Source organism: Paenibacillus gallinarum (genome assembly GCF_014836635.1).
GTDB classification, from domain to species: domain Bacteria; phylum Bacillota; class Bacilli; order Paenibacillales; family Paenibacillaceae; genus Paenibacillus; species Paenibacillus gallinarum.
On sequence record NZ_JACSQL010000014.1, the window covers coordinates 45,950 to 70,131 of the forward strand.

General features: G+C 42.0%; 20 protein-coding genes. 19 read left to right on the forward strand and 1 reads right to left on the reverse strand.

The annotated features are described in order from the left end of the window. Positions 1 to 206: 206 nt before the first annotated feature. The 17 genes from H9647_RS21635 (at position 207) to H9647_RS21715 (ending at position 20,556) form a co-directional block, all read left to right on the forward strand. Positions 207 to 1,190, forward strand: coding sequence for an ABC transporter permease (locus H9647_RS21635; protein WP_191803953.1), 984 nt, complete (start codon positions 207 to 209; stop codon positions 1,188 to 1,190). Between the two features lie 15 nt (positions 1,191 to 1,205). Next, a complete protein-coding gene (locus H9647_RS21640; protein WP_191803955.1) occupies positions 1,206 to 2,105 on the forward strand; it encodes a carbohydrate ABC transporter permease in 900 nt (299 codons plus the stop codon). 65 nt (positions 2,106 to 2,170) lie between these two features. After that, complete coding sequence (locus H9647_RS21645) at positions 2,171 to 3,874, forward strand: ABC transporter substrate-binding protein (protein WP_191803957.1); 1,704 nt, start codon at positions 2,171 to 2,173, stop codon at positions 3,872 to 3,874. A gap of 418 nt (positions 3,875 to 4,292) precedes the next feature. Then, a complete protein-coding gene (locus tag H9647_RS21650) occupies positions 4,293 to 5,990 on the forward strand; it encodes an ABC transporter substrate-binding protein (RefSeq protein WP_191803959.1) in 1,698 nt (565 codons plus the stop codon). Positions 5,991 to 6,249: 259 nt separating this feature from the next. Next, entirely contained in the window at positions 6,250 to 7,614 is a 1,365-nt protein-coding gene (locus tag H9647_RS21655; protein WP_191803961.1) for a GH1 family beta-glucosidase, read from the forward strand. Positions 7,615 to 7,946: 332 nt separating this feature from the next. Further along, on the forward strand, positions 7,947 to 8,213 hold the full coding sequence (locus H9647_RS21660) for a hypothetical protein (RefSeq protein ID WP_225229484.1): 267 nt from the start codon (positions 7,947 to 7,949) through the stop codon (positions 8,211 to 8,213). Positions 8,214 to 8,493: 280 nt separating this feature from the next. After that, entirely contained in the window at positions 8,494 to 9,408 is a 915-nt protein-coding gene (locus H9647_RS21665; protein WP_191803963.1) for a COX aromatic rich motif-containing protein, read from the forward strand. A 29-nt stretch (positions 9,409 to 9,437) separates the two neighbouring features. Continuing rightward, complete coding sequence (locus H9647_RS21670) at positions 9,438 to 11,411, forward strand: cbb3-type cytochrome c oxidase subunit I (RefSeq protein ID WP_191803965.1); 1,974 nt, start codon at positions 9,438 to 9,440, stop codon at positions 11,409 to 11,411. Continuing rightward, positions 11,411 to 12,028, forward strand: coding sequence for a cytochrome o ubiquinol oxidase subunit III (gene cyoC / locus H9647_RS21675; protein WP_191803967.1), 618 nt, complete (start codon positions 11,411 to 11,413; stop codon positions 12,026 to 12,028). Before H9647_RS21670 ends, cyoC begins: the two co-directional genes overlap by 1 nt. 1 nt (position 12,029) lies before the next feature. Continuing rightward, positions 12,030 to 12,365 carry a cytochrome o ubiquinol oxidase subunit IV gene (gene cyoD, locus H9647_RS21680; RefSeq protein WP_191803969.1) on the forward strand — a complete coding sequence of 112 codons (336 nt, stop codon included), beginning with the start codon at positions 12,030 to 12,032 and terminating at the stop codon, positions 12,363 to 12,365. Between the two features lie 244 nt (positions 12,366 to 12,609). Continuing rightward, on the forward strand, positions 12,610 to 13,287 hold the full coding sequence (deoC, locus tag H9647_RS21685) for a deoxyribose-phosphate aldolase (protein ID WP_191803971.1): 678 nt from the start codon (positions 12,610 to 12,612) through the stop codon (positions 13,285 to 13,287). Between the two features lie 188 nt (positions 13,288 to 13,475). Then, complete coding sequence (kduI, locus tag H9647_RS21690) at positions 13,476 to 14,306, forward strand: 5-dehydro-4-deoxy-D-glucuronate isomerase (RefSeq protein WP_191804077.1); 831 nt, start codon at positions 13,476 to 13,478, stop codon at positions 14,304 to 14,306. Between the two features lie 38 nt (positions 14,307 to 14,344). Further along, positions 14,345 to 15,097 (forward strand): DeoR/GlpR family DNA-binding transcription regulator, encoded by a 753-nt coding sequence (locus H9647_RS21695; RefSeq protein ID WP_191803973.1) that lies wholly within the window; start codon positions 14,345 to 14,347, stop codon positions 15,095 to 15,097. A 19-nt stretch (positions 15,098 to 15,116) separates the two neighbouring features. Continuing rightward, a complete protein-coding gene (kduD, locus tag H9647_RS21700) occupies positions 15,117 to 15,869 on the forward strand; it encodes a 2-dehydro-3-deoxy-D-gluconate 5-dehydrogenase KduD (RefSeq protein WP_191803975.1) in 753 nt (250 codons plus the stop codon). A gap of 29 nt (positions 15,870 to 15,898) precedes the next feature. Further along, positions 15,899 to 16,750 carry a sugar phosphate isomerase/epimerase family protein gene (locus H9647_RS21705; RefSeq protein ID WP_191803977.1) on the forward strand — a complete coding sequence of 284 codons (852 nt, stop codon included), beginning with the start codon at positions 15,899 to 15,901 and terminating at the stop codon, positions 16,748 to 16,750. Between the two features lie 191 nt (positions 16,751 to 16,941). Then, complete coding sequence (locus tag H9647_RS21710; protein ID WP_191803979.1) at positions 16,942 to 18,255, forward strand: homocysteine synthase; 1,314 nt, start codon at positions 16,942 to 16,944, stop codon at positions 18,253 to 18,255. A 351-nt stretch (positions 18,256 to 18,606) separates the two neighbouring features. Next, a complete protein-coding gene (locus tag H9647_RS21715) occupies positions 18,607 to 20,556 on the forward strand; it encodes a heavy metal translocating P-type ATPase (protein WP_191803981.1) in 1,950 nt (649 codons plus the stop codon). 104 nt (positions 20,557 to 20,660) lie between these two features. Here the strand turns inward: H9647_RS21715 and H9647_RS21720 are convergent, their stop codons facing one another. Then, on the reverse strand, positions 20,661 to 21,392 hold the full coding sequence (locus tag H9647_RS21720) for a ZIP family metal transporter (protein WP_191803983.1): 732 nt from the start codon (positions 21,390 to 21,392) through the stop codon (positions 20,661 to 20,663). A 337-nt stretch (positions 21,393 to 21,729) separates the two neighbouring features. Here H9647_RS21720 and trxB point away from each other — a divergent pair, with 337 nt between their 5' ends. Both trxB and nagZ read left to right on the forward strand, forming a co-directional pair. Continuing rightward, entirely contained in the window at positions 21,730 to 22,677 is a 948-nt protein-coding gene (gene trxB, locus H9647_RS21725; protein WP_191803985.1) for a thioredoxin-disulfide reductase, read from the forward strand. Positions 22,678 to 22,853: 176 nt separating this feature from the next. Further along, positions 22,854 to 24,182 carry a beta-N-acetylhexosaminidase gene (gene nagZ, locus H9647_RS21730; RefSeq protein WP_191803988.1) on the forward strand — a complete coding sequence of 443 codons (1,329 nt, stop codon included), beginning with the start codon at positions 22,854 to 22,856 and terminating at the stop codon, positions 24,180 to 24,182.

The window sequence follows — 24,182 nt, forward strand, 5'->3', positions numbered from 1 at the left end:
TCCTTTTTCGAAAACGTTTTATAAAAAGTGATATTTCACATGAATTCTTCTGGATTTAATATATAAGCTTTGTTTTTTAGACATTCTGCACAATGAGAGTTGGAAATATATCTAATTTTTATATGATTTTCTCTGAAATTCATTGGGTATTGATCCGGAATATCTTGGAGTATGATTATGTTATCAAACAGAGGAGGGGTTATTTCATGGAAACGCTAACAAAGCCCGCTTCCACGGATTCCGAGGCCTCCGCCGCGAAACAAGTTAAGCGAAAGTGGCCGAATGGTTTATGGAAAACTGTGAAAGATCAGAAGTTTTTATTACTCATGTCCTTACCTTTTGTAATCTGGGTTTTCATATTTAATTATTTGCCGCTTTGGGGCTGGACAATGGCCTTCCAGAATTACAAACCTGCTAAAACCTTTACGGAACAAAAGTGGGTCGGATTTGAACACTTCATTGAATTGTTTAGTGATGAGCGGTTTTATCTCGTACTCAGAAATACACTGGCAATGAGTTTGTTGGGACTTCTAGTAGGATTTGTATTCCCGATCTTCTTTGCAATCTTGTTGAATGAACTCCGCGGTACGATTTTCAAAAGAACGGTGCAAACGGTATCATACTTGCCTCACTTTGTATCCTGGGTCGTTGTTGCTGGGATTGTAACAAAAATGCTTTCTACGGATGGCGGAATTATTAATGATATCCTCATTGGGCTAAATATTATTAATGAACCGATTCAGTTCATGGCGCAAGGGAATTTGTTCTGGTACATTGTAACCGCTTCCGATCTATGGAAAGAAATGGGTTGGAACGCAATTATCTATTTAGCTGCAATTACGGGTATTTCTCAAGAATTATACGAAGCTTCAAGGGTGGATGGAGCAAGCCGCTGGAGACAAATGTGGCACATTACACTGCCAGGTATTCGATCAACCATTTCAGTATTGTTCATTATGTCCATCGGACACTTGATCAGTATCGGGTATGAGAAACAGTTCCTCTTAGGAAACAGTCTGGTAACCGATTACTCAGAAGTACTTGATCTTTATGCACTTAACTATGGTTTACAAATGGGTAGGTACTCTTACGGTACAGCCATCGGCATATTCAATTCGGTTGTCAGCGTAATCTTGTTGTTCGTTGCAAACGGTCTCTTCAAGAAATTTACGAAAGAGAGCATCATGTAGAAGGGAGGAAATAACATGAGTGTTAGAGCTTTTAATGCGACAAAATCGGAAAAGGTATTTGATATTGCAAATTATATACTAATGGCAACGATACTGACTGTAACCTTGTATCCCTTTTTGAATGTACTGGCCATTTCCTTGAATGATTCAACCGATACGGTTCGAGGGGGCATTTACTTATGGCCTCGAGAATTTACACTGGAAAATTACAAAACGATCTTTCAATATGATGGACTGATCCAGGGAGCCAAGATTTCATTTGCTAGAACCATTATAGGTACATTCCTGGGTCTACTCAGTTCCTCCATGCTTGCTTATACCCTGAGTCGTCCTGATTTCAGAATCAAGAAATTTGTATCTACATTCCTTGCACTTACGATGTATTTCTCTGGTGGTTTGATTCCGGGATACATTCTGATGAAAGACTTGCATCTCATCGGTACATTCTGGATTTATATCTTGCCGATGATGGTCAGCGCGTTTAACGTGTTCGTTATCCGATCCTTTATTGACGGTTTGCCATATGCTCTTCAAGAATCAGCGAAACTTGATGGTGCAAATGACCTCACTATTTATTACAAAGTCATCCTGCCATTATGTAAGCCTGTACTTGCTACCATTGCATTGTTCCTCGCAGTAGGTCAATGGAATGCTTGGTTTGATACGTATCTCTACAACGGTTCAAAACCGGAACTTACGACACTTCAGTATGAGTTGATGAAAGTTCTGCAAAGTACACAGCAAGGCGGATCTAATATTAATGCCAATGATCTGGCTCAACAAATGGCACAAGTATCACCTGAATCCATTCGAATGGCAATTACGATTGTTGTAACTTTACCAATCCTGGTTGTATATCCATTCCTTCAAAAATACTTTGTTGGCGGTATGACACTAGGTGCAGTAAAAGCGTAATACAAGATTACTTAGATAGAGTGAGAGATTAAATAACAACTAGATAGACGTGGAGGGACATACGAATGGCAAGTAAAACAACGAAATATGCAGTGATACCTTTGCTAGGAATGTCGCTGCTTGCTGCAGGTTGCGGAGGCGGAGGGGGATCAGCCTCTGGGGAGTACAAGGATACGAGTAACGAAACAACACCCATAACATTTACTTACTTCAGTGCAGATGCATCTCCTAACTGGAATCGGATGCAAGATGCAGTTGGTAAAAAAATAACAGAAGCAACAGGAGTTACATTAAATGGTGAATTCGCAGTAACAGGTGGAGGTCAAGACCGTGTTGCACTTATGGCAGCCAGTGGTGAATATCCAGATATCATTTCTGCAAAAGGGGAAGTAAACAAGTTGGTTGATGCAGGGGCACTGATTGATCTGGCTCCACTGATTGAACAGTATGCGCCTAACTTGCAAAAACTGTATGGAGACTATATGGATCGTTTGAAATATAGTAACGAAGATCAAGCGATCTATGTACTGCCCACGTATTCTGGGGTAGGACAGACTTATTTTGATGCCACAGGTGGATTTAAGCTGCAACACCGGGTTTTAGAAGAGTTAGGTTATCCTGAAATTCGTACGACAGAAGACTTTGAAAATGCACTGAAAGAGTATGTGAAATTGCACCCTACAACAGACGGACAACCAGCAATTCCGCTTACACTGGATGCAGATGACTGGAGAATTCAAATTACGGTAACGAACCCTGCGTTCTGGGCAACCGGTGCATCAGACGATGGAGAGTATTATATTAATCAAGATACGTATGAAGCAATGCTTCATGTAAAGCGCCCAGAAGAAAAAGAATATTTCCGCTGGTTAAACAAACTTTATAATGAAGGTCTTCTTGATAAAGACAGCTTTATACAAAAATCAGATCAATATAAATCCAAAATTGCAAGCGGCCGAGTTCTTGGTTTAATTGACCAGGATTGGGGATTCTCCGATGCGGAAAATGCACTAAAAACATCAGGTAAAAATGATCAAACCTATGCAACTTTCCCGGTAACCCTTTCTGAGGAGTACCTTGAACACTCTTTCCAGGATACTGGCTTTATGTCGGGATGGGGTGTTGGGATATCTGAAACGAATCCCGATCCCGTTAGAACAATTAAATTCTTTGATTATCTAGCTTCTGAGGAAGGTCAGGTTCTTATCAACTGGGGTATTGAAGGTGAACAATACAACACAGAAGATGGCCAGCGTGTCATTCCTAATGATGTGTTAAACGAGAAAAATAACAATGCTGGACCATTCCAAAAAGAAACAGGTATTGGTCTTTACGGTAACCTAGCTCCTCACTATGGAGACGGAGTGAAAGATTCAACAGGAAACTACTATACTACAAACTTCCCAGAGCAAATCGTTGCATCCTATTCAGATACAGATCGCAAGACACTAGCTGAATACGGAGTTTCTACGTACAAGGAGCTTTTCCCACAAGAGGATGAATTCCCAGTGAAACCTTGGGGAGCAGCATTTAATCTGCCTGTACCCTCTGGCTCAAGTTATAGTGTATCATTCCAAAAATCACAAGATATCATTAGAAAACGGGTTCCAGAAGCTATTTTAACGACACCAGAGAAGTTTGACGATGTGTATCAGAAGATGCTGGATGAGCTGGATCGAGCAGGGGTAACAGAAATGGAGAAAGAATACACCGAGCTGGTAAGAGCCAGAGTAGAGCTCTGGAATGGATCCGAACCAACAACTAAATAACGAAAGCCTTTTGTCCGATATGATAAGTAGACAACTAGAAAAAAAGACTTTATTTAATTAAAAATATTAATTTAATTAAAGTCTTTTTTTTCTAAATGAAATAGATATTGACAATCTAATGAAAATTCACTATTATTTTAATGTAAAGCGCTTACATAAAATGATAAGACAAACATGAAAAGCGAAAACGTTTAACCTCATAGTTTACTAGACCTTAATCTTCTACCCGATCATCTTCCTTGGTTCCTTCTTCATAACTGACAACATAGAATCCTAACCCGAGTATTAAATATTTAGTAAAACGCTTTAATTGTAATTTAAGAGTCGAATTTACAATTGAATGAATGCTTTCTTTGGTATATACAGGGTGACCTGTTATGCATATATAAGTTACTTATATTAAGGGGGATTATGTCAAATGAAACATAAAGCGCCGAAAACGATAGCGATGTTGCTACTTGCCAGTACCATGCTGTTTACTGCTGCTTGTGGAAATACGAAAGGAGAGGAACCAAGTACGGCGGATCCAGATTCAAACGCGCCGATCACGTTCAGCTTCTTTGGAGCAGATACAAGTCCATATTGGAATAAAATGCAAGATGCTGTAGGTAAGAAAATTACGGAAGCAACGGGCGTAACAATTAACGCAGAATATGATATTGCTAGTGGTGGCGGGGATGATAAGATTGCATTAATGGCTGCTAGCGGCGATTATCCTGATATGATCTTTCCTAAAGGAAACTTATCTAAACTAGTCGATGCAGGGGCTATGATTGACCTGACAGAACTTATTGAAGAGCATGCACCTAATATTAAAAAAATGTATGGCGAAGAAATGAATCGTTTGAAATATAGTAATGAGGATCAAGCAATCTATACCATTCCTACGAATGGATCTGTAGATCAACAAACTTTTGATAATACAGGCGGATTTGAACTGCAGCACCGTGTGGTAAAAGAACTCGGTTATCCTGAGATCAAAACGGTGGAGGATTTCGAGAACGCACTGCGTGAATACTACAAAGCGCATCCAACAACAGAAGATGGTCAACCAACCATTCCACTTACACTTAGTGCTGATGGATGGAGAAGTATGATTACTGTTACTAACCCTGCTGTTTCTGCAACAGGTGCACCTGATGATGGTGAATACTACATTAATCCAGAGACTTACGAAGCAATGCTTCATTACAAACGCCCAGAAGAGAAAGAATATTTCCGCTGGTTGAACAAAATGTATAACGAAGGTCTTCTCGACAAAGACACCTTTATTCAAAAAGAAGATCAATATAAAGCAAAAATCGCAAGTGGTCGTGTTCTTGGTTTGATCGATCAGGAGTGGGCTTACAATGATGCAGAAGTAGCATTGAAAAATGCAGGTAAAGATGAAATGACTTATGGTCATTATCCAGTAACTCTTTCCTCTGAATTTAAACGTGCAGACTTCCAACCGGTTGGTTCCGATGGTTATGGTATCGGGATTACGGAAAATTGTGAAGATCCAGTTCGTGCAATTAAATTCTTAGACTGGATGGCTTCGGATGAAGCACAGGTACTTCGTAACTGGGGTATTGAAGGAGAACACTATAATGTAGAAGATGGCGTTCGTGTGATTCCAGCTGATGTACAGGAACGTAAGAGTAATGATAACGCAAACTTCACGAAAGAAAGCGGAATTGGGCTATACTTTGTTTTTGGTCCACACTATGGAGATGGTGTGAAAGATCCATCAGGCAACTACTACACTACGAATTTCCCTGAACAAATTATAGCCAGTTATTCGGAAGGAGAAAAAGAAGCATTAAAAGGATACGGTATTTCTACTTGGAAAGAGCTGTTCCCAACGGAAGAGGATTTCGAAGTGAAAGAGTGGGGAGCGGCTTATAATATGCCAGTACCTTCTGACGGTAAATATCAAGTTATCTACCAAAAAACACAAGATATCGTTCAAAAACGGATTCCAGAAGCCATTGTTTCTTCAGCAGATAAATTTGATCAAATCTATGACAACATGCTAGCTGAACTTGATAAAGCCGGCGCAGTAGAGATGGAACAACAATTTACAGAATGGATTAAAGAAAGAGTAAGATTGTGGACAGGTAAAGACGTGAAATAAGATTTGTAAAGGAAAAGGGGATTCTGAAAGGTCCCCTTTTCTAAATAAAAATGGATCTTCATTGACCGATAGATGAGATTGAAATCATAACGAAAGCGTTCATGATATGAGTGGCAACTACAAAACATATAAAAATGATAATTAAAAATATGGTTTTCTTTTTTTATGTCTTTCGAAAACGTTTTAGGGATTTTTGTCTTTGTGTCAAAAATCGATAGTTACATAGGTTGTTAAAAACTAAAAAATGGAGGGAATTACATTGACAATTTTTCAGTTTCCAAGTGATTTTAAGTGGGGAACAGCAACGGCATCATACCAGATCGAAGGAGCAACGAAAGAGGATGGAAGAGGAATTTCTATCTGGGATACCTTTGCAAAGACGCCGGGAAAAGTTTTTAATGGCGATAACGGGGATGTAGCTTGTGACAGCTACCACAGATACGAAGAAGACATTGCTTTAATGAAGGAACTTGGTATTAAAACTTATCGGTTCTCTGTAGCTTGGCCTCGAATTATCCCTGACGGGGACGGAGAGATTAATCAAAAAGGACTCGATTTTTATCATCGCTTTGTAGATAAATTGATTGAAAATGATATTGAACCTTTCTGTACTCTCTATCACTGGGATCTTCCGCAAGCTCTTCAAGATATCGGAGGTTGGGAGAACAGACGGACAGTAGATGCCTTTGTAAAATATTCTGAAGTCATGTTCCGTGAATTCGGTGGAAAAATAAAATATTGGCTTACATTTAATGAACCATGGTGCATTGCTTTTCTATCTAACTTCATTGGCGCTCATGCCCCTGGAAATACAGACTTACAAGTTTCATTAAATGTAGGACATGGGATTTTACTTGCTCATGGTAAGTCCGTACAAAAATTCCGTGAGCTCGGAATAGACGGCAAGATTGGTATCGCACCAAATATGGAGTGGTCAGTACCTTATAGCAAAAATGAGGCCGATCAGGCAGCAGCGGATCGAAATATTGCTTGGTTTGCTGATTGGTTCCTAGATCCTGTTTTTAAAGGGACCTATCCACAGTTTATGTTGGATTGTTTTGAAGCGGCGGGAGCGAAGCCTAACATTCAGCCAGGGGATATGGAGACGATTTGTCAGCCAATTGATCATCTCGGTCTCAATTATTACACGATGAGTGTGGTACGTTCTAATCCAGGTGGTGGAATCCTGCAGTTGGAGCCGCTCGATATGGGGCTTGTCCGTACCGATATAGGCTGGCCTGTTGAGTCACGCGGTTTATATGAGGCGCTGCATTATTTGCAAAAATACGGTGATATCGATATTTACATTACCGAGAATGGTGCATGCATTAATGATGGTGTGGAGAATGGAGAAGTGAAAGATTTTCGCCGAATTTCGTACTTACAGCAGCATATAGCTCAAGTCCACCGTGCAATTAGTGACGGTATTAATCTAAAGGGATATATGGCCTGGTCTATGATGGATAATTACGAATGGGCGGAAGGGTACCGGATGAGATTTGGTCTAGTACATGTAGATTATCGTTCTTTGGTTCGTACTCCAAAAGAAAGCTTCTATTGGTATCAGAATGTAATTCGTAATAACTGGCTTGAAACGAAAGACGTGTTGAAATTGCAATCGTAAAATGACAATAATGATCTCACCTATGCTCCATTAAATAGTGCAATCTGCTATCATTCATAGCTTATAAGTTATAGAACCGCCGAAGATTCATTCTCTTAGGCGGTTTTTTTGCTATGGTCTTATAACACGAAAACCTTAAAATTACATTAAATGAAGTAAAGTCAACCACAAAAGTCATGATTATAGATGTAAAAATAAGGGTAAAAACCTTAAAGTGTAAAAATAATGAACAAAGTTTGACTAAATTTTGAACAAATAGTGAACAATTTAGTGAAAGTGTGATATATTAAATGTAGTAAGCACTTACAAATATTAGAAGGAGTTGAAAAATAATGATTGTTAATAAACCGGTACGTGTAAGCGACAATAAGGAGAATGACGCCCGTTTAACTCAGATGGTTTTTATGATGACGGTTATGGCTTGGGTGGCTCTGATTACTGGGGTTGTCATTTGTTTATTTAACCTTCATGCATTGACGAACAGCAATACAGGAATCATGGTGGGCATTGGATTCTTGGTAGGAAGCGTCTATATTTATTTCATCGGGAAAGCTATGGGTCTTCTTAATATTAGAAGAAATGAACGGGATACTGATTAAGGAAGATGAGTTCATCGGGGAAGAGGATAAGCATTGATTCAAACCTATATATAAAAGGTAAAAAACCTTAGTTACTTGGCACCCACCGTGTCCAATGGCTAAGGTTTTTTGTGTTTGAAAATCAAGGGAGAAAATCATTTGTGAGAAAAGATTCACAAATGGTATGATGAATTTCGACAAATTTGTTAACAAGACGTTCATGTCTGTTGATATCTGATATCTTTAGGTAGAAGATAATATAGTATCGTTTTGTAATAGCGCGTAAGGAGAGGGGATCAAGATGAACAAAAAACCTAGGTCGCTTTCCAAAATCATTATCGCTGCTGTCCTATCACTCGTCACCATTGGTGTCATAGTATGGGCTATGTTTGCGGATGAAAGAGGAAGATACGTTGTTCTCGATCCGAAAGGACCGATCGGCGATGCACAAAGGGACTTAATCATTATTTCGACTATTTTGTGCGCGATCATTATTGTACCAACCTTAATACTCGTAGGTGTCATTGTATGGAAATATCGTGATACACCAGACAACAAATCAAAATACACACCTAATTGGTCGCACAATACGACTGCCGAGGTGATTTGGTGGGGGATTCCAATCCTTATCATTATCATTCTTGGTGCGGTTACTGTGCGATACACCTATGCCACAGAGCCTTCAAAACCACTGGCATCGGACAAAGAGCCTATTACGATTCAGGCAGTCTCACTAGACTGGAAATGGCTGTTTATGTATCCGGATGAGGATATAGCGAGTGTGAATACACTTACGATTCCGGAAGACACACCAATTCGCTTCGAACTTACCTCAGACGCACCAATGAACTCGTTCTGGATACCTGAACTTGGTGGACAGATGTATACGATGTCCGGTATGGCTATGGTACTTCACTTGCAAGCGGATGAGCCTGGTGTATATAAAGGTTCGGGTGCCAACTTCTCCGGTGAGTATTTCCAAGAGATGAAATTTGATGTGAATACTGTATCGGATGAAGAGTATCAAGCTTGGGTGAAAGAAGTCAAAGAGCATTCAGAGCCTCTTACCGAAGAATCTTATGAAGACCTTGTATTGCCAAGTGTCGAAGATGAACAATATTTCTCTGCCGTTCCAGACGAAATGTTCCAGAACATCGTTACGAAATATGTAGTTGATAAGAACGAAGATGCTTCAGAAGAAGCTGTAAAAGAATAAATGAATAGCTCGAAAGGAGGCCCTCATCCATGCTAAGTGAGTTTTGGGAGTTCCTGACTACTGAATTCCTCGTTACGGGTGACCCCCTCATTCTAGGGGCACAAGTTTCGATTGGTCTTGCATCGATTGCAATCATAGTCGGGCTCACCTACTTTAAAAAGTGGAAATGGCTCTGGAAAAACTGGTTAACTACGGTTGACCATAAAAAAATCGGTATCATGTATATTTTGGCGGCGATCCTTATGATGTTCCGCGGCGGGGTTGACGCCCTGATGATGAGATTCCAATTGGCCTTGCCGAATATGGAATTCCTTCATGCGGATCACTATAATGCCGTATTTACAACGCACGGTACAATCATGATCCTGTTTATGGCCATGCCATTTATGTTCGGATTATTTAATATCGTTACACCGCTGCAAATTGGAGCGCGTGACGTTGCATTCCCTTATTTGAATGCACTCAGTTTCTGGTTATTCTTCTTAGGAGCTATGCTCTTTAACGTTTCATTTGTTATCGGGGGTTCACCAGCTGCAGGTTGGCTGAGTTATCCGCCTCTATCAGGACTACAATTTAGTCCGGGGGTAGGACAGAACTTCTATATATGGGGTATCCAGATATCAGGTATTGGTTCCCTCGCAACCGGGATTAACTTCTTGGTAACCATTATCAAAATGCGTGCACCAGGTATGACTTGGATGAAAATGCCGATGTTTACTTGGTCTGTTTTTGCAACAAATATTATTATCTTGTTTGCATTCCCGATTTTGACTGTAACATTGTTCCTTTTGTTTATGGACCGTTTTGCAGGAACACACTTCTTCACACTCGATCTCGGGGGTAACCCGATGATGTATATCAACTTGATCTGGATGTGGGGTCACCCTGAAGTTTATATCGTAGTCTTACCGGCATTCGGTATCTTCTCCGAGGTTGTTGCTACGTTCTCGAGGAAGAAACTGTTTGGATATAAATCGATGGTATTTGCAATGCTGATCATCAGTGTATTGTCCTTCTTCACTTGGGTCCATCACTTCTTTACAATGGGCTCGGGAGCCGATGTTAACGCGTTCTTTGCGATAACGACAATGCTCATATCCATACCTACGGGGGTTAAAGTCTTTAACTGGCTGTTTACGATGTATCGCGGACGGATTCGCTTTACACTTCCGATGATGTGGACCATTGCTTTCTTCCCATGTTTTATTATCGGGGGGATGACAGGGGTAATGTTGTCGGTAGCGCCAGCAGACTTCCAGTTCCACAACAGTTACTTCCTGATCGCTCACTTCCACCAAGTGCTTATCGGTGGTGTCGTGTTCGGTTACTTTGCAGGAATGTACTACTGGTGGCCTAAACTGTTCGGCTTTACATTGCCGGATCGCTGGGGACACTGGGCATTCTGGACTTGGAACATTGGTTTCTACCTTACATTTATGCCGCAATATGCGCTGGGTCTGATGGGTATGACTCGTCGTCTGAGCACATATGGTTGGGATACAGGATGGATGCCGCTCAACCTCGTTTCTTCTGTCGGAGCATTCTTGATGGGGGCAGGTTTCTTGTTCCAACTTCTGCAAATTGCAGATGGTATTCGTAAACATAAAGAAAATAAAGTGGGAGCGGATCCTTGGGATGCACGTACCCTGGAATGGTCTATTCCGTCTCCTGTACCTGAATATAACTTTGCTATCGTACCTAAGGTTGACTCCGTTGACCAATTCTGGGAAGACAAACAGCGTAGAGCTAACCAAGAGGCTGTAACACCGCCAGCATATGAACCAATTCATATGCCTAAAAACACAGGAATTCCGATTGTTATGGCAGTATTCTTCTTTATTGCAGGTTTCGGATTTGTGTGGGGCTGGTCTTGGATGTACATTCCGGGTCTCATCGGTGTAGCGGCATGTTTAGTTGCCCGCTCATTCCAGTACGATACGGATTATTACATTCCGGCTGAAGAAGTAAATCGTACCGAAACAGCCTTGAGGGGGTCGGTATAATGGCAAATACAGTAACAAATCAACATTCAAATGAACATGATCACGATCATGGACATCACGATCCGCAAGAACTGAAAATGCTCGGCTTCTGGCTATTCCTGATTTCTGACCTTATTCTGTTTGCTGTGTTCTTCGCAACATTTATCGTGCTGCGTGACAACACAGCAGGCGGACCTACGGGTGCTGAACTGTTTAAGATGCCAGGTGTCATCGCAGAAACATTCATTCTTTTGACAAGTAGTTTTACCAGTGGTCTGGCTGTACTCGCAATGAACCGCGGGGATAAAAAAGGTCTGATCAACTGGCTTATCGTAACTGGGGTTCTCGGTCTTGCCTTCTTGGGTCTTGAAATTTTCGAGTTTGTTGAAATGGTTCATGAAGGTGCTACGATTACAACAAGTGCTTTCACTGGTGCATTCTTTACCCTGGTAGGAACGCACGGGGCTCACGTTACCTTTGGTCTCGTATGGATGTTCGGACTTTTACTTCAACTCAAGAAACGCGGCATTACGTCTGTAACTCGCGGTAAAGTAATGGCACTTAGCTTGTTCTGGCACTTTTTGGACGTGGTATGGATCTTCTTACTTACCGTCGTCTACTTGATGGGGGTGATGTAAGATGGCAGAGCAACATAACCATACACATGATTCTCATGAGAATCACGGGTCGTTCAAATCTTACCTCATCGGATATCTGATCTCGATCGTGCTCACGATCATCCCGCTTGTGGTTGTTTTGAACGATATGTTCGATAAAACAGTAAACATGATCATTATTTTGATTATGGCAATATTGCAATTTATCGTTCAACTCTTCTTCTTTATGCATGTTCGTGAAGGAGAACCGGGTAAACCAAAATGGAATGTCATGGCTTTGATTCTTGGACTTTTGTTGGTACTTACGATTGTTGTAGGTTCCATCTGGATCATGATGAACAACGCAGTTGCTCATTAATCCAATCGTTAATCATAATACCTTGTCTGCTCTTTACTGAGCGGGCAAGGTATTTTTTATTTTCTTTGAGAAATGAAATATGCTGACTAACTGAATGAAAAGAAAGCAGGTTACACAAACTGTACTATAAATTCGGTATATGACCTTTGCTTTAGGAAGATAGTCTTGTTATGATTACAGATGAACTTTTAAAGATTTCAACTAACACATCATAGGATTGATATAAGAAGGGACGATTCCAATCATGACACAAACCGCGATTGCTCCATTAATTGACCATACATTACTTAAGGCTGATGCCCGCCGTGAAGATATTATTAAGCTTGCAGAAGAGGCAAAAACGTATGGATTTGCTTCTGTCTGTGTAAATCCAGGATTTGTATCGACTGCTTATGAAGTGTTGAAAGATACACCGCAGGTAAAAGTATGTACGGTAATTGGGTTCCCCCTTGGAGCGACTACGTCAGAGGTGAAAGCCTATGAAACCAAGGATGCGATTGCTAACGGAGCTACCGAAGTAGATATGGTGATTAACATTAGCGCGCTGAAAGACGGCAATGATGACTATGTTGCTGCTGATATCAAGGCTGTTGTCGATGCTGCTAAAGGAAAAGCTCTTACGAAAGTAATTATTGAAACTTGTCTGTTAACGGAGGAAGAAAAAGTACGTGCATGCAAACTTGCAGTACAAGCAGGAGCAGATTTTGTTAAAACATCAACCGGTTTCTCTACTGGCGGAGCAACGAAAGAAGACATTGCTCTTATGCGCAAGACAGTTGGTCCTGATGTTGGCGTGAAGGCATCCGGTGGTGTCCGCAGTAGCGAAGATGCACTAGTGATGATCGAAGCAGGAGCTACCCGAATTGGGACAAGCGGCGGCGTAGCCATTGCAAAAGGTGAACGTTCTAACAGCAGCTACTAAGAACTCAGTTTTAAAAATACGTCGAAAACGACTCCTTTGGGGGTCGTTTTTTGTTTTATTTACAAGATGTAACGATTTATTTTGTCTTTATTTAAAAAAGGTATACACAAATGAAACAAAATGAACTAATATAAACCTATATGAACGAATAAAATACATTATCCATTATGGAAAGGGTTGAAGAGAAAATGCAAAACCGTTATGCGTCTCATCCCAATGAAGTGAAAAATTTTGATACCAAACGTTTACGTGAGGAGTTTCTGATTGAACAACTGTTTTCTAAGGACGAACTCGTTACGGTATACTCGCATGTGGATCGTTATATTGTAGGTTCCGCTGTTCCTGTATCCAAGGATATTAAACTTGAAGTTCCTCTGAAGGATATTGGTACGGACTTCTTCCTTGCTCGCCGTGAAGTTGGAATTATTAACATAGGCGGACATGGGACTGTGTCTGCTGATGGTGTGAGATACGAGGTAGGAGCAAAAGAATGCTTATATATCGGCTTAGGTGTAAAAGAAGTTATTTTCCACGCAGGAGCGGAAGAAACACCGCAGTTTTATTTTGTATCTACACCTGCTCATCATGCTTATCCTACGGTTAAGGCTACACAAGAAGATGCAACGCCAAGTCATCTTGGCAGCATTGAATCCTCAAATGAAAGAACCATTTACAAATACATTCATGAAGGCGGTATCAAAAGCTGCCAGTTAGTACTTGGGATCACTGAACTCGCTCCAGGGAATATGTGGAATACAATGCCTGCACATACCCACAATCGTCGTTCTGAAGTTTACTTGTATTTTAATCTGCCAGAGCAAGGAGCCGTTTTCCATATGATGGGGGAGCCAGATGAAACAAGACATCTCGTTGTTCGACAAGGTCAGGCGATCATTTCTCCTAGTTGGTCCATCCATAGCGGTGTAGGAACAAGCAACTACACTTTCTGTTGGGCAATGGCCGGTGAGAACCAAACGTTCGATGATATGGACGGCGTTGCAATGACCGAGCTAAAATAGACGTAAGACAGAAATACAGATAGGAAGTTGAACCAATTATGAACTCAATGAAACGGCACGAAAAGATTATGGAAACGCTGCTTGCACAGAAAGAAGTTACGGTAAGTGAACTCAGCGAGAAGCTGGATGTAACAGGAAAGACGATCCGCGAGGATCTGGATAAGCTGGAATCAATGGGACTCTTGATGAGAGTCCATGGCGGTGCGATGCTGGCTCAGAATGACCAGTATGGTATTCTCACCAGCAGAGGGGCGCTGGAGAAGCATAATCCGGAGAAAATAGAGATTGCGGAGCGGGCGATCACTTATATTAAACCGGGAGACATTATCGCTCTAGACGGCGGCAGTACCACGCTGGAGATTGCTAGACTGCTGCCTAACGACCCCCTTACCGTAATTACGAACGATCTATTTATTATTGCAGAACTCACCAAGAAAGACCAAATCCGCCTCGTAGTACCTGGGGGATCGCGGGTAAGAAATATGCTAGTTAGTGAAGATACCGAGCATTTTATTAGAAATCTGAACATTCACAAGGCATTCATTTCTACAACGGCTCTTCATCCAGAGTTTGGTTTTTCGATCTATACCGGTGATCTGGTCCCATTAAAAAGAGCACTCATTCAAACTGCACAGCATGTCTATGCTGTAGTTGATCATTATAAATTCGGGAATTTTGCACTTCGTACATTTGCACAGCTACCTGAGGTTCATAAGGTAATCAGTGATCGTGCTTTGGATGAGAGCATACTGGCTCCTTATAAAGATGCAGGGATAACAATCGATTATTAACTTGCAGGAGGCGGGATAGATGAGTATTTTTGACTTGAGCGGAAAAGTAGCATTGGTTACCGGAACAACTGGTGGCCTTGGACAAGGTATGGCACTAGGGCTTGCTGAGGCAGGAGCAGATATTGTTGCCGTTTCGAACACTTTGCCTACGGAGACTGTACAGGCCATTGAAGCCCTTGGGCGTAAGGCAATTTCTATTCAAGCGGATTTAAGCATCGAGGAAGAGCTAGCTGGTGTTTTTGAACAGGCTCTTGGGTTCCAAGGGAAAATTGATATCCTTGTTAACAACGCAGGAATTATTCGGCGTACACCGGCTGCGGATCACGCAGCTTCGGATTGGCACGACGTGATAGATTTGAATCTAAACACGGTGTTTTTTCTTAGTCAACTCGCGGGCCGGCATATGATTGAGCGGGGAAGCGGTAAGATTATCAGCATCGCTTCTATGCTTTCCTATCAAGGTGGAATCAACGTCCCTGGATATACGGCAAGTAAACATGCAGTAGCTGGACTGACAAAGGCTCTAGCGAATGAATGGGCTGGTAAAGGGATACAAGTCAACGCGATTGCTCCCGGCTATATGGTTACAAGCAATACGGAGCAGATTCGGGAAGACGAAAATCGGTATAAAGATATAACAGCACGGATTCCGGCTGGTCGCTGGGGTACCCCAGAGGATCTAAAAGGTCCTGTTGTATTTCTCGCATCGGATGCATCTGATTATTTAAATGGACATGTACTGAATGTAGATGGTGGCTGGCTCGCTCGCTAGCATTTCTCGCCTAAAGGAGGATTACGAGAATGAAACTTGGAGTACTGGCGCATACGTTCGGTAAACAGAAAACAGCAGATTTAGCCCGCCGTATTTCGGGCAGCGGATTTACTTCTGTTCAGCTCGCACTTTCTAAAGCGCTTTCTGATATTGATTCATCGAACGGAAAGCTAAGCCCAGGCCTTGCTCATTGGGTGGGCGAACAATTTGATAATGAAGGAATTCGCATTGCCGTTCTTGGATGCTATATTGATCCGGTTCATCCTGATCCGGAAGCAAGAAAGCTTGAACTCGCTAGGTTTAAGGAGCATTTGCGGTATGCCCGTGATTTTGGTTGTAGCATCGTGGCAACGGAAACAGGAAGCCTCACGACTTACCAAGGATCGCATCCGGAATCTTATGAGGAGCAAGGATACCTTGTACTGCGTGATTCAGTGATGGAGCTGGCAGAAGAGGCAGATAGATGGGGCGTAAATATAGCCATTGAACCTGTTTCTGTGCATACGATGCACACCACAGAGCATATGCAGCGTCTTTTTGAGGAGATTCCAAACTCCAGCGTTAGCCTATTGTTTGATCCATGTAACCTGATGAAGTTAGAGCATGTCGTGAATCAGGCTGATTTTTTGAGAGATGTCTTCGATAAGCTATTTGATCGTATGATTGCGATTCATGCCAAAGATGTTGCCTTTGATGTAAACGGTAAAAAATATAATCCGCTACCTGGTGAAGGTATCCTTGATTATCCTTTATTTTTTGAACTGCTCAAAACCTATAAACCTCACATCGATATCTCCCTCGAAGGGGTTACGGCTGAGCAAGCAGATGATGCAGCCGCTTATCTACGCCGGTTGTGGCATGCCGACAATAACATTTCGTAAAACCAAAAAAACTCCTTTCATTCGTAATTCAATGAAAGGAGTTTTTTTATTTGAAGCAATATTCAACCTTTTGTTCATACTTTACACAATATTTATAGGAAAACTCGGAATTAATTCTTTTCAAAAGGTTCAAGTTATGAGAGAATATGGAAAATACGAGGTAGCCATCTCGTTAAGGAGGAATAAGTAATATGTCAAATGACAAAAAGGACTTTGCTTTTGAAACGCTCGCTGTACACGCAGGTCAGGAAATTGATCCTACGACCTTATCTAGAGCGGTTCCTTTGTATCAGACGACTTCTTATGGATTCCGTGACAGTGAACATGCAGCTAATTTATTTTCCCTTCAAGAATTCGGAAATATTTATACAAGAATCACTAATCCTACAACGGATGTATTCGAGAAACGAATTGCCGCTCTTGAAGGCGGAGCAGGAGCACTTGCCACAGCTTCAGGTCAAGCTGCAATCACCTTTTCTATCCTGAATATTGCAGGTAGTGGGGATGAAATCGTATCTTCCTCCAGCCTATATGGCGGTACGTATAACCTATTTTCGAATACACTGAAGAAGCTTGGGATTACCGCTCATTTTGTAGATTCTACAGATCCCGAAAACTTCCGAGCTGCGATTACAGATAAAACAAAAGCCATCTATGCAGAGACCATTGGAAACCCGCAAGGGAATGTACTTGATATCGAAGCGGTCGCAGAGATTGCACACAACAGTGGAATACCTCTGATCGTAGATAATACGTTCCCAAGTCCATACCTGTTAAGACCCATTGAGCATGGAGCTGATATCGTGGTTCATTCGGCTACCAAATTTATAGGCGGGCACGGTACTTCGATTGGTGGGGTGATTGTTGACAGCGGGAAGTTTGATTGGAGTGTGAGCGGCAAATTCCCTGGTCTGACAGAACCGGATCCAAGTTATCATGGGTTAAAATATACAGAGGCGGTAGGAGAGCTAGCCTACATTATAAAAGCCAGGGTTCAGTTACTTCGTGATTTGGGCTCAAGTATTGCACCATTTAATTCATGGTTATTGCTCCAGGGCCTTGAGACCCTTCATCTCCGTCTCGAACGCCACAGTTCCAATGCACTGCAAGTTGCTGAGTATTTAGAAAGCCATCCAGATGTAGAGTGGGTAAGCTATGCAGGATTACCGAGCCATCCATCCTATTCACTTGCACAGAAATATCTGCCTAGAGGGCAGGGAGCCATCCTTACCTTCGGTATCAAAGGCGGAGCAGATGCAGGGGCAAAGTTAATCGAAAATGTACAGTTGTTCTCCCACTTAGCGAATGTAGGAGATTCAAAGTCACTTCTTATTCACCCAGCAAGTACAACACATCAGCAGTTAAGCGAGGATGAACAGAAGGCAGCCGGGGTCCATCCAGAGTTGCTTCGTCTATCGGTTGGTACAGAGAATATTCAAGATATATTGCAAGATCTTGAACAGGCCATTGCGGCGAGTCAGCAATCTGCTGTATCCCGTATTTAAACCAAAGTTATAACATTATTGAATAGATGACCGAGCACCCTAATGGGGTGCTTTTTTTGTTCATAAATGAATTCTAAATTCAGCTCATTACTTAACAAAACTTTGTTTACAAGTGCAGGGATATGGAATATAATAATAAAAAAAGTTGCATTAGATAAAAACAATTGTACTGATGCAATATTGATTATCATTCTCAGCAAAAGTAGAAGAAAAATTCAACTCAATAGTCGATAAATCCATGCTGCTTCGGGCCTCCCGAAGCAGCATGTGCCATTTTAAGGGCACTAACAATGGATCTCATTCTCAATTAGCCGACCGAAAGTGACAATAAAAGAGAGGGAAGTGATCGTAATGGATGCAATAAATAAGAGATTAAATACAGTTACACAAGTGAAAGGAAATTCTGCTGCTCCACAGCCAGGGCGCAAACGCGGTCCGAATTTTAAAATGATGCTTCAAAACAAGGAGATGCAGGCAGCACTTGGCAGCGGGGTGATGATGCTCGTTGCATGGGGAGTTTCCGGCATTCATGAGTTTTTGTCCATTCTGCTGTATATTGCAGCTTACACGATCGGTGGATGGACCAAAGCAAAAGAAGGGGTAGCGACGCTAGTTAAGGAACGGGATCTAGATGTAAACCTGCTCATGATTGCAGCGGCCGTTGGTGCAGCAACGATTGGTTACTGGAATGAGGGAGCTATGCTTATCTTCATTTTTGCGCTGAGTGGAGCACTTGAGAGTTATACAACCGAACGCAGTCATAAAGATATTTCATCCCTTATTTCATTGAAGCCGGAAACGGCGCTGCGAATCGATAATGGAAGTATGGAGCTTGTTGCTGCGGAAGAACTTGTACCAGGAGATTTGATACTAGTAAAACCAGGAGAATTAATGCCTTCCGATGGTCGAATATACAAAGGATATTCTGCGGTAAATCAATCTTCCATTACAGGAGAGTCTACACCGGTAGAGAAAACAACCGGGGATGAGGTTTTTGCTGGAACGATGAATGGTGAAGGGGCGTTGTATATTGAAGTAACTCAGCAGGCCGAAAATTCACTTTTTTCGAAGATCATTAAGTTAGTAGAAGAAGCACAAAGCGAAGTTCCTGCATCACAGCGATTTATTGAGAAATTTGAAGGAATATATGCCAAGTTTATTGTAGCAATTACGCTTATTATCATTGGGGCACTTCCCCTCCTGTTTGGCTGGACCTGGGGAGATTCATTTTATAAAGCATGTGTATTCCTTGTCGTAGCTTCCCCATGTGCGCTGGTAGCTTCGATCATGCCAGTGATGCTCTCTTCCATCTCAAGCAGCGCAAGAAGAGGACTTCTCTTTAAAGGCGGAGCACATGTGGAAAATATGGCTAAAACGGCCGTTGTCGCTTTTGATAAGACAGGTACGCTTACGCGGGGAGTTCCCGAAGTAACTGACTTGTATCCAGCAGAAGGTTATGACGAAATGCAGTTGCTTGCTGTCTCTGCTGCCATTGAAAGCCAGTCTATGCATCCCCTTGCAGAAGCGATTGTAAATAAGGCACGCATATCAGGAGCTGAAATTCTTGAGGCTGATGAAGTTCAGTCCATTACAGGGTGGGGACTTGAAGGAATCGTAAACGGTGTGAAATGGAGTATTGGTAAGACGGATAGGTTCGATCAGGGCGAGGTTGATTCGTTCTGGGTTCATACGAGAGCATCCCTAGAGCAAGAAGGAAAAACCGTATCCGTCATTATGCGAGGTGACGACATAGCCGGGATCATTGCGATGCGTGATACGGTACGTCCGCAGGCAGCGGATGCGGTGAGACGATTGCAACAATTAGGGGTCAAAGTCGCTATGCTGACGGGGGATCGTCAAGGCACCGCGGACGTTATAGCAGAAGAGACGGGTGTAGATTTTGTCTATGCGGAACTCTTGCCACAGCAAAAAGTGGAACAGGTACGTAAGCTCCGTGAAACCTATGGTCATGTAGTTATGGTTGGGGATGGAGTGAATGATGCACCAGCTCTAGCTGCAGCTACAGTAGGGATGGGAATGGGTATGTCTGGAAGCGGAACGGCTATTGAAGTAGCTGATGTGGTTCTGATGAATGACAATATTGAAGAGATCGCTTGGAGTATTAAGCAGTCTAGAAGAGCAGCAAGAGTAGTGAAGCAAAATATTGTATTTGCTATTTCCGTAATTACGCTGCTTATTGCAGGTAACTTCCTGACCGAGGTCGCTTTACCCTTTGGAGTTATCGGTCATGAAGGCAGTACGATTTTGGTTATTCTAAATGGTTTGCGATTGTTAAAATAATGCCGTAGATTAGAGAAAAGCAAATAATAAAAAAATAGATAGAAAACAAAAAGCGTCGTGAAAACGACGCTTTTGCTGTATAGAAGTTTATTTTTTACGCCAAATTAGAAAAGTTCAGTAAGGGTAATCATCGTGATGAGACCTAGAAGAAAGGAGATCGTAGCTACACGTTGGTTACCGTCTCCGTGACTTTCAGGGATTAGTTCTTTGTACACAATAAACATCATTGCTCCTGCAGCAAAGGCAAGACCATAAGGAACAAGACCATCAACTACACTGCTTAGCGAGTATCCAATAAACGCCGTGATAATCTCGACTGCCCCCGTTAACGTAGCGATACCGAGCGCTTTAAATCGGCCAATGTTTTGATTCACTAGAAATAGGGCAACAAGAAATCCTTCAGGCGCATTCTGTAGACCAATCGACAAGGCGATCAGATTACCTAGAGTTTCGTCTGAACTCGCGTAACTTACTCCAACGGAAAGCCCCTCTGGAAGATTGTGCATCGTGATTGCAGCAATGATAAGGAAAGCCTTGCCTTCAATATTAAAGGGCCTTGATTCAGGATTCTCTAGATCGATGTGCGGGATATACCTCTCTAAGATGAGCAGCACACAACTTCCTGCCATGATTCCGATGGAAAGGACAATAAGATTCGATTGGCTGAGAGCCTCTGGGATGAGACTGTACATAGATGCTGATGTCATGATTCCGGCAGCATAAGCGAGTAAAATATCTCGCAGCCGGTGAGTTACCTTGGTCATAAAAAGAATCGGGATTGCCCCAAGTCCAGTAGACAAGGCAGAGATAATACTTCCAATCATTGCTTCTGTCATAAACTTTCGAATACCTCCTCTTGTTGTCTTTCTATTTAGATCAGGATTAAGGCGAGCAAAGAGCATTGACAGCGACTTTGAAAATGATCATAATTATATCTAGATTAGAATTATTATAAATTATTTATTCCTTTTCCGTAAAGTTTACTTATAACATGAACGGGTAAAGCAATTCATTATATTATTTCCCATTCGTATATGGATGACAAGAGTTGATATGTTATGAAGTTGTCTTCCAGGCGAATAAGGTAATAACTTATTGTATGCTTGTTCGCCCCTGGTTCATTCGAAGTTCATTTACTCTAGTGTTTGCGGAAGAAATCAGGAGGTAAAGTGAATGTATAAATCAGTTATTATCGGAACAGGGCCAGCCGGCCTGACTGCAGCCATTTATTTGGCACGTGCCAATTTGAAACCACTCGTAATTGAAGGTCCAGAACCGGGAGGACAACTCACAACGACGACAGAAGTGGAAAATTTCCCTGGTTTCCCTGATGGTATTATGGGACCTGAACTTATGGATAATATGCGCAAACAGGCGGAGCGCTTTGGTGCAGAATTCCGTACTGGATGGGTTAATAGTATTGATATGGCAGAGCGTCCTTTTAAAATTCAAGTCGAAGGACAAGACGAAATTGTCTCCGAGACGGTTATTATTTCCACAGGAGCTTCTGCAAAATACCTCGGTATTCCTGGAGAACAAGAAAACGTAGGTTATGGTGTAAGTACTTGTGCAACATGCGATGGATTCTTTTTCCGCGGTAAAGAAATTATCGTAATCGGCGGCGGCGATTCTGCGTTGGAAGAAGCAACCTTCCTGACTCGTTTCGCATCTAAAGTAACACTTGTGCATCGCCGTGAAGAACTGCGTGCTTCAAAAATTATGCAGGACCGTGCGCGTGATAATGAAAAAATTGAATGGGCACTGAATCGCACACCTGTTGAGATCCTTGCAGGCGAAAATGGAAGCGGAGTAAAAGGCTTAAAAGTGCTTAACAATGCTACCGGCGAAGAAGAAATTATTGAAGCTAGCGGTGTATTTGTTGCCATTGGTCATAATCCAAACACAGCGTTCCTGGGTGGTCAACTGACTACGGATGCAAACGGATATATTGTTGTTAACCCTGGCACAAGTGAAACGAATGTACCTGGCGTATTCGCTTGCGGAGATGTTCAGGATACGCGTTACAGACAAGCGATTACAGCTGCAGGCAGTGGATGTAAAGCAGCAATGGATACGGAAAGATTCATTGAAAGTCTTGAGCACAGTGCAGTAACGAATTAATACTTAGTTTATATATTCAGCCTATTGTAGATTAGTGAACAGAAATGTTTGAAATTTTATTTAATTGAGGTAATACAATTGGAAGCCCTAGTAAGCCGCATCCTTTACGGATGCGGTTTTTTACCTATATAAAGGGAATCATACGATAATAGAATGTATTGTAGGAGAGATAAAACATGAGAAACAGTTATTATATATTGGTGCTACTACTGTTGTTCTTGGTGATCGGTTGTTCTAGGGAAGTAGCTATCCCTGAAAAATCTGCTGATTCCCCCACGGAATTGGACAGTAACCATGCGGAAAATAGGGCGAATAAAGTAGAAGAAGATAACGAACAGGATTTCGATAATACGGAGTCGGTTGAACCTGACCGTGTTCCTTCCATAGATGATGAGACCGACAAGTATAAGTCAGAACTCATGTCGATGAACTTGGAACAGAAAATAGGTCAGCTGATTATCTCAGGTTTTTCGGGCACAGAACTTTCTAGGGAAGAGACACAGTTAATTGCTTCAGGCCGAATCGGCGGTGTCATCCTATTTAAGCAAAATATTGAGAGCAAAAAACAACTGCTAGAACTTATTAATGATATAAAATCAAATAATCCAGTAGAAAATAGACCGCTTTTTATCTCTTTGGATGAAGAAGGCGGGCGGGTGTCTCGTTTACCGGAGGGCAAGACAGAATTTCCATCCAGTCTTATGATTGGGAAGAAGGGAGATTCAGCTTTATCCGAAGAAGTGGGCAGAGTTATTGGAGAAGAGGCTGGTGCTTTTGGATTTAATGTAGACTATGCTCCCGTACTTGATATATTTAGCAATCCAGATAATACGGTAATTGGTGATCGTGCTTATGGCACCACCGCTGCAGAAGTATCCGTTCATGGGATCGCTGTAATGAAAGGACTACAGAAATCGGGTATGATCTCTGCTATAAAACACTTTCCCGGACATGGGGATACCTCGGTTGATTCACATGAAAGTCTGCCGGTTGTTAACAAGACGAAAGCTCAGCTAGAAGAAAGAGAACTGATTCCTTTTCGTGAAGCGATAGAAGAAGGAGCAGACATGATCATGGTAGCTCATATCAAGTATCCAAAGATAGATTCCTCAGGAAAACCGGCATCTCTGTCTTCCGTCATGGTTCAAGACATCTTACGAGAGGATCTTGGGTACGAGGGGGTTGTTATTACGGATGACCTTGAGATGGGAGCAATCGAACAGAATTATGGCTCAGGAGAGGCAGCTGTTATGGCGCTTGAGGCTGGAGTTGATATCCTTTTGTTCGGTCATACTCCAGACAAAGCATCAGAAGCATATGAGGCCATACTAACGGCAGTAGAAACGGGAAGGTTAACCGAGGCCGAAATAGATGAACATGTGCTCCGAATACTGAAATTGAAGGAAAAATATATACAATCAGATGAGAAGCTAACGGAAGACGCACTTACCAAATTCGGCTCTGATGAGCATCAGCAAGTAGCAAACCGGATTAAACAGAATTGA

Coding starts and splice junctions, on each gene's coding strand:
- H9647_RS21635 (WP_191803953.1), top strand. CDS start 207: ATGGAAACGCTAACAAAGCCCGCTTCCACGGATTCCGAGGCCTCCGCC.
- H9647_RS21640 (WP_191803955.1), top strand. CDS start 1,206: ATGAGTGTTAGAGCTTTTAATGCGACAAAATCGGAAAAGGTATTTGAT.
- H9647_RS21645 (WP_191803957.1), top strand. CDS start 2,171: ATGGCAAGTAAAACAACGAAATATGCAGTGATACCTTTGCTAGGAATG.
- H9647_RS21650 (WP_191803959.1), top strand. CDS start 4,293: ATGAAACATAAAGCGCCGAAAACGATAGCGATGTTGCTACTTGCCAGT.
- H9647_RS21660 (WP_225229484.1), top strand. CDS start 7,947: ATGATTGTTAATAAACCGGTACGTGTAAGCGACAATAAGGAGAATGAC.
- H9647_RS21665 (WP_191803963.1), top strand. CDS start 8,494: ATGAACAAAAAACCTAGGTCGCTTTCCAAAATCATTATCGCTGCTGTC.
- H9647_RS21670 (WP_191803965.1), top strand. CDS start 9,438: ATGCTAAGTGAGTTTTGGGAGTTCCTGACTACTGAATTCCTCGTTACG.
- cyoC (WP_191803967.1), top strand. CDS start 11,411: ATGGCAAATACAGTAACAAATCAACATTCAAATGAACATGATCACGAT.
- cyoD (WP_191803969.1), top strand. CDS start 12,030: ATGGCAGAGCAACATAACCATACACATGATTCTCATGAGAATCACGGG.
- deoC (WP_191803971.1), top strand. CDS start 12,610: ATGACACAAACCGCGATTGCTCCATTAATTGACCATACATTACTTAAG.
- kduI (WP_191804077.1), top strand. CDS start 13,476: ATGCAAAACCGTTATGCGTCTCATCCCAATGAAGTGAAAAATTTTGAT.
- H9647_RS21695 (WP_191803973.1), top strand. CDS start 14,345: ATGAACTCAATGAAACGGCACGAAAAGATTATGGAAACGCTGCTTGCA.
- kduD (WP_191803975.1), top strand. CDS start 15,117: ATGAGTATTTTTGACTTGAGCGGAAAAGTAGCATTGGTTACCGGAACA.
- H9647_RS21705 (WP_191803977.1), top strand. CDS start 15,899: ATGAAACTTGGAGTACTGGCGCATACGTTCGGTAAACAGAAAACAGCA.
- H9647_RS21710 (WP_191803979.1), top strand. CDS start 16,942: ATGTCAAATGACAAAAAGGACTTTGCTTTTGAAACGCTCGCTGTACAC.
- H9647_RS21715 (WP_191803981.1), top strand. CDS start 18,607: ATGGATGCAATAAATAAGAGATTAAATACAGTTACACAAGTGAAAGGA.
- H9647_RS21720 (WP_191803983.1), bottom strand. CDS start 21,392: ATGACAGAAGCAATGATTGGAAGTATTATCTCTGCCTTGTCTACTGGA.
- trxB (WP_191803985.1), top strand. CDS start 21,730: ATGTATAAATCAGTTATTATCGGAACAGGGCCAGCCGGCCTGACTGCA.
- nagZ (WP_191803988.1), top strand. CDS start 22,854: ATGAGAAACAGTTATTATATATTGGTGCTACTACTGTTGTTCTTGGTG.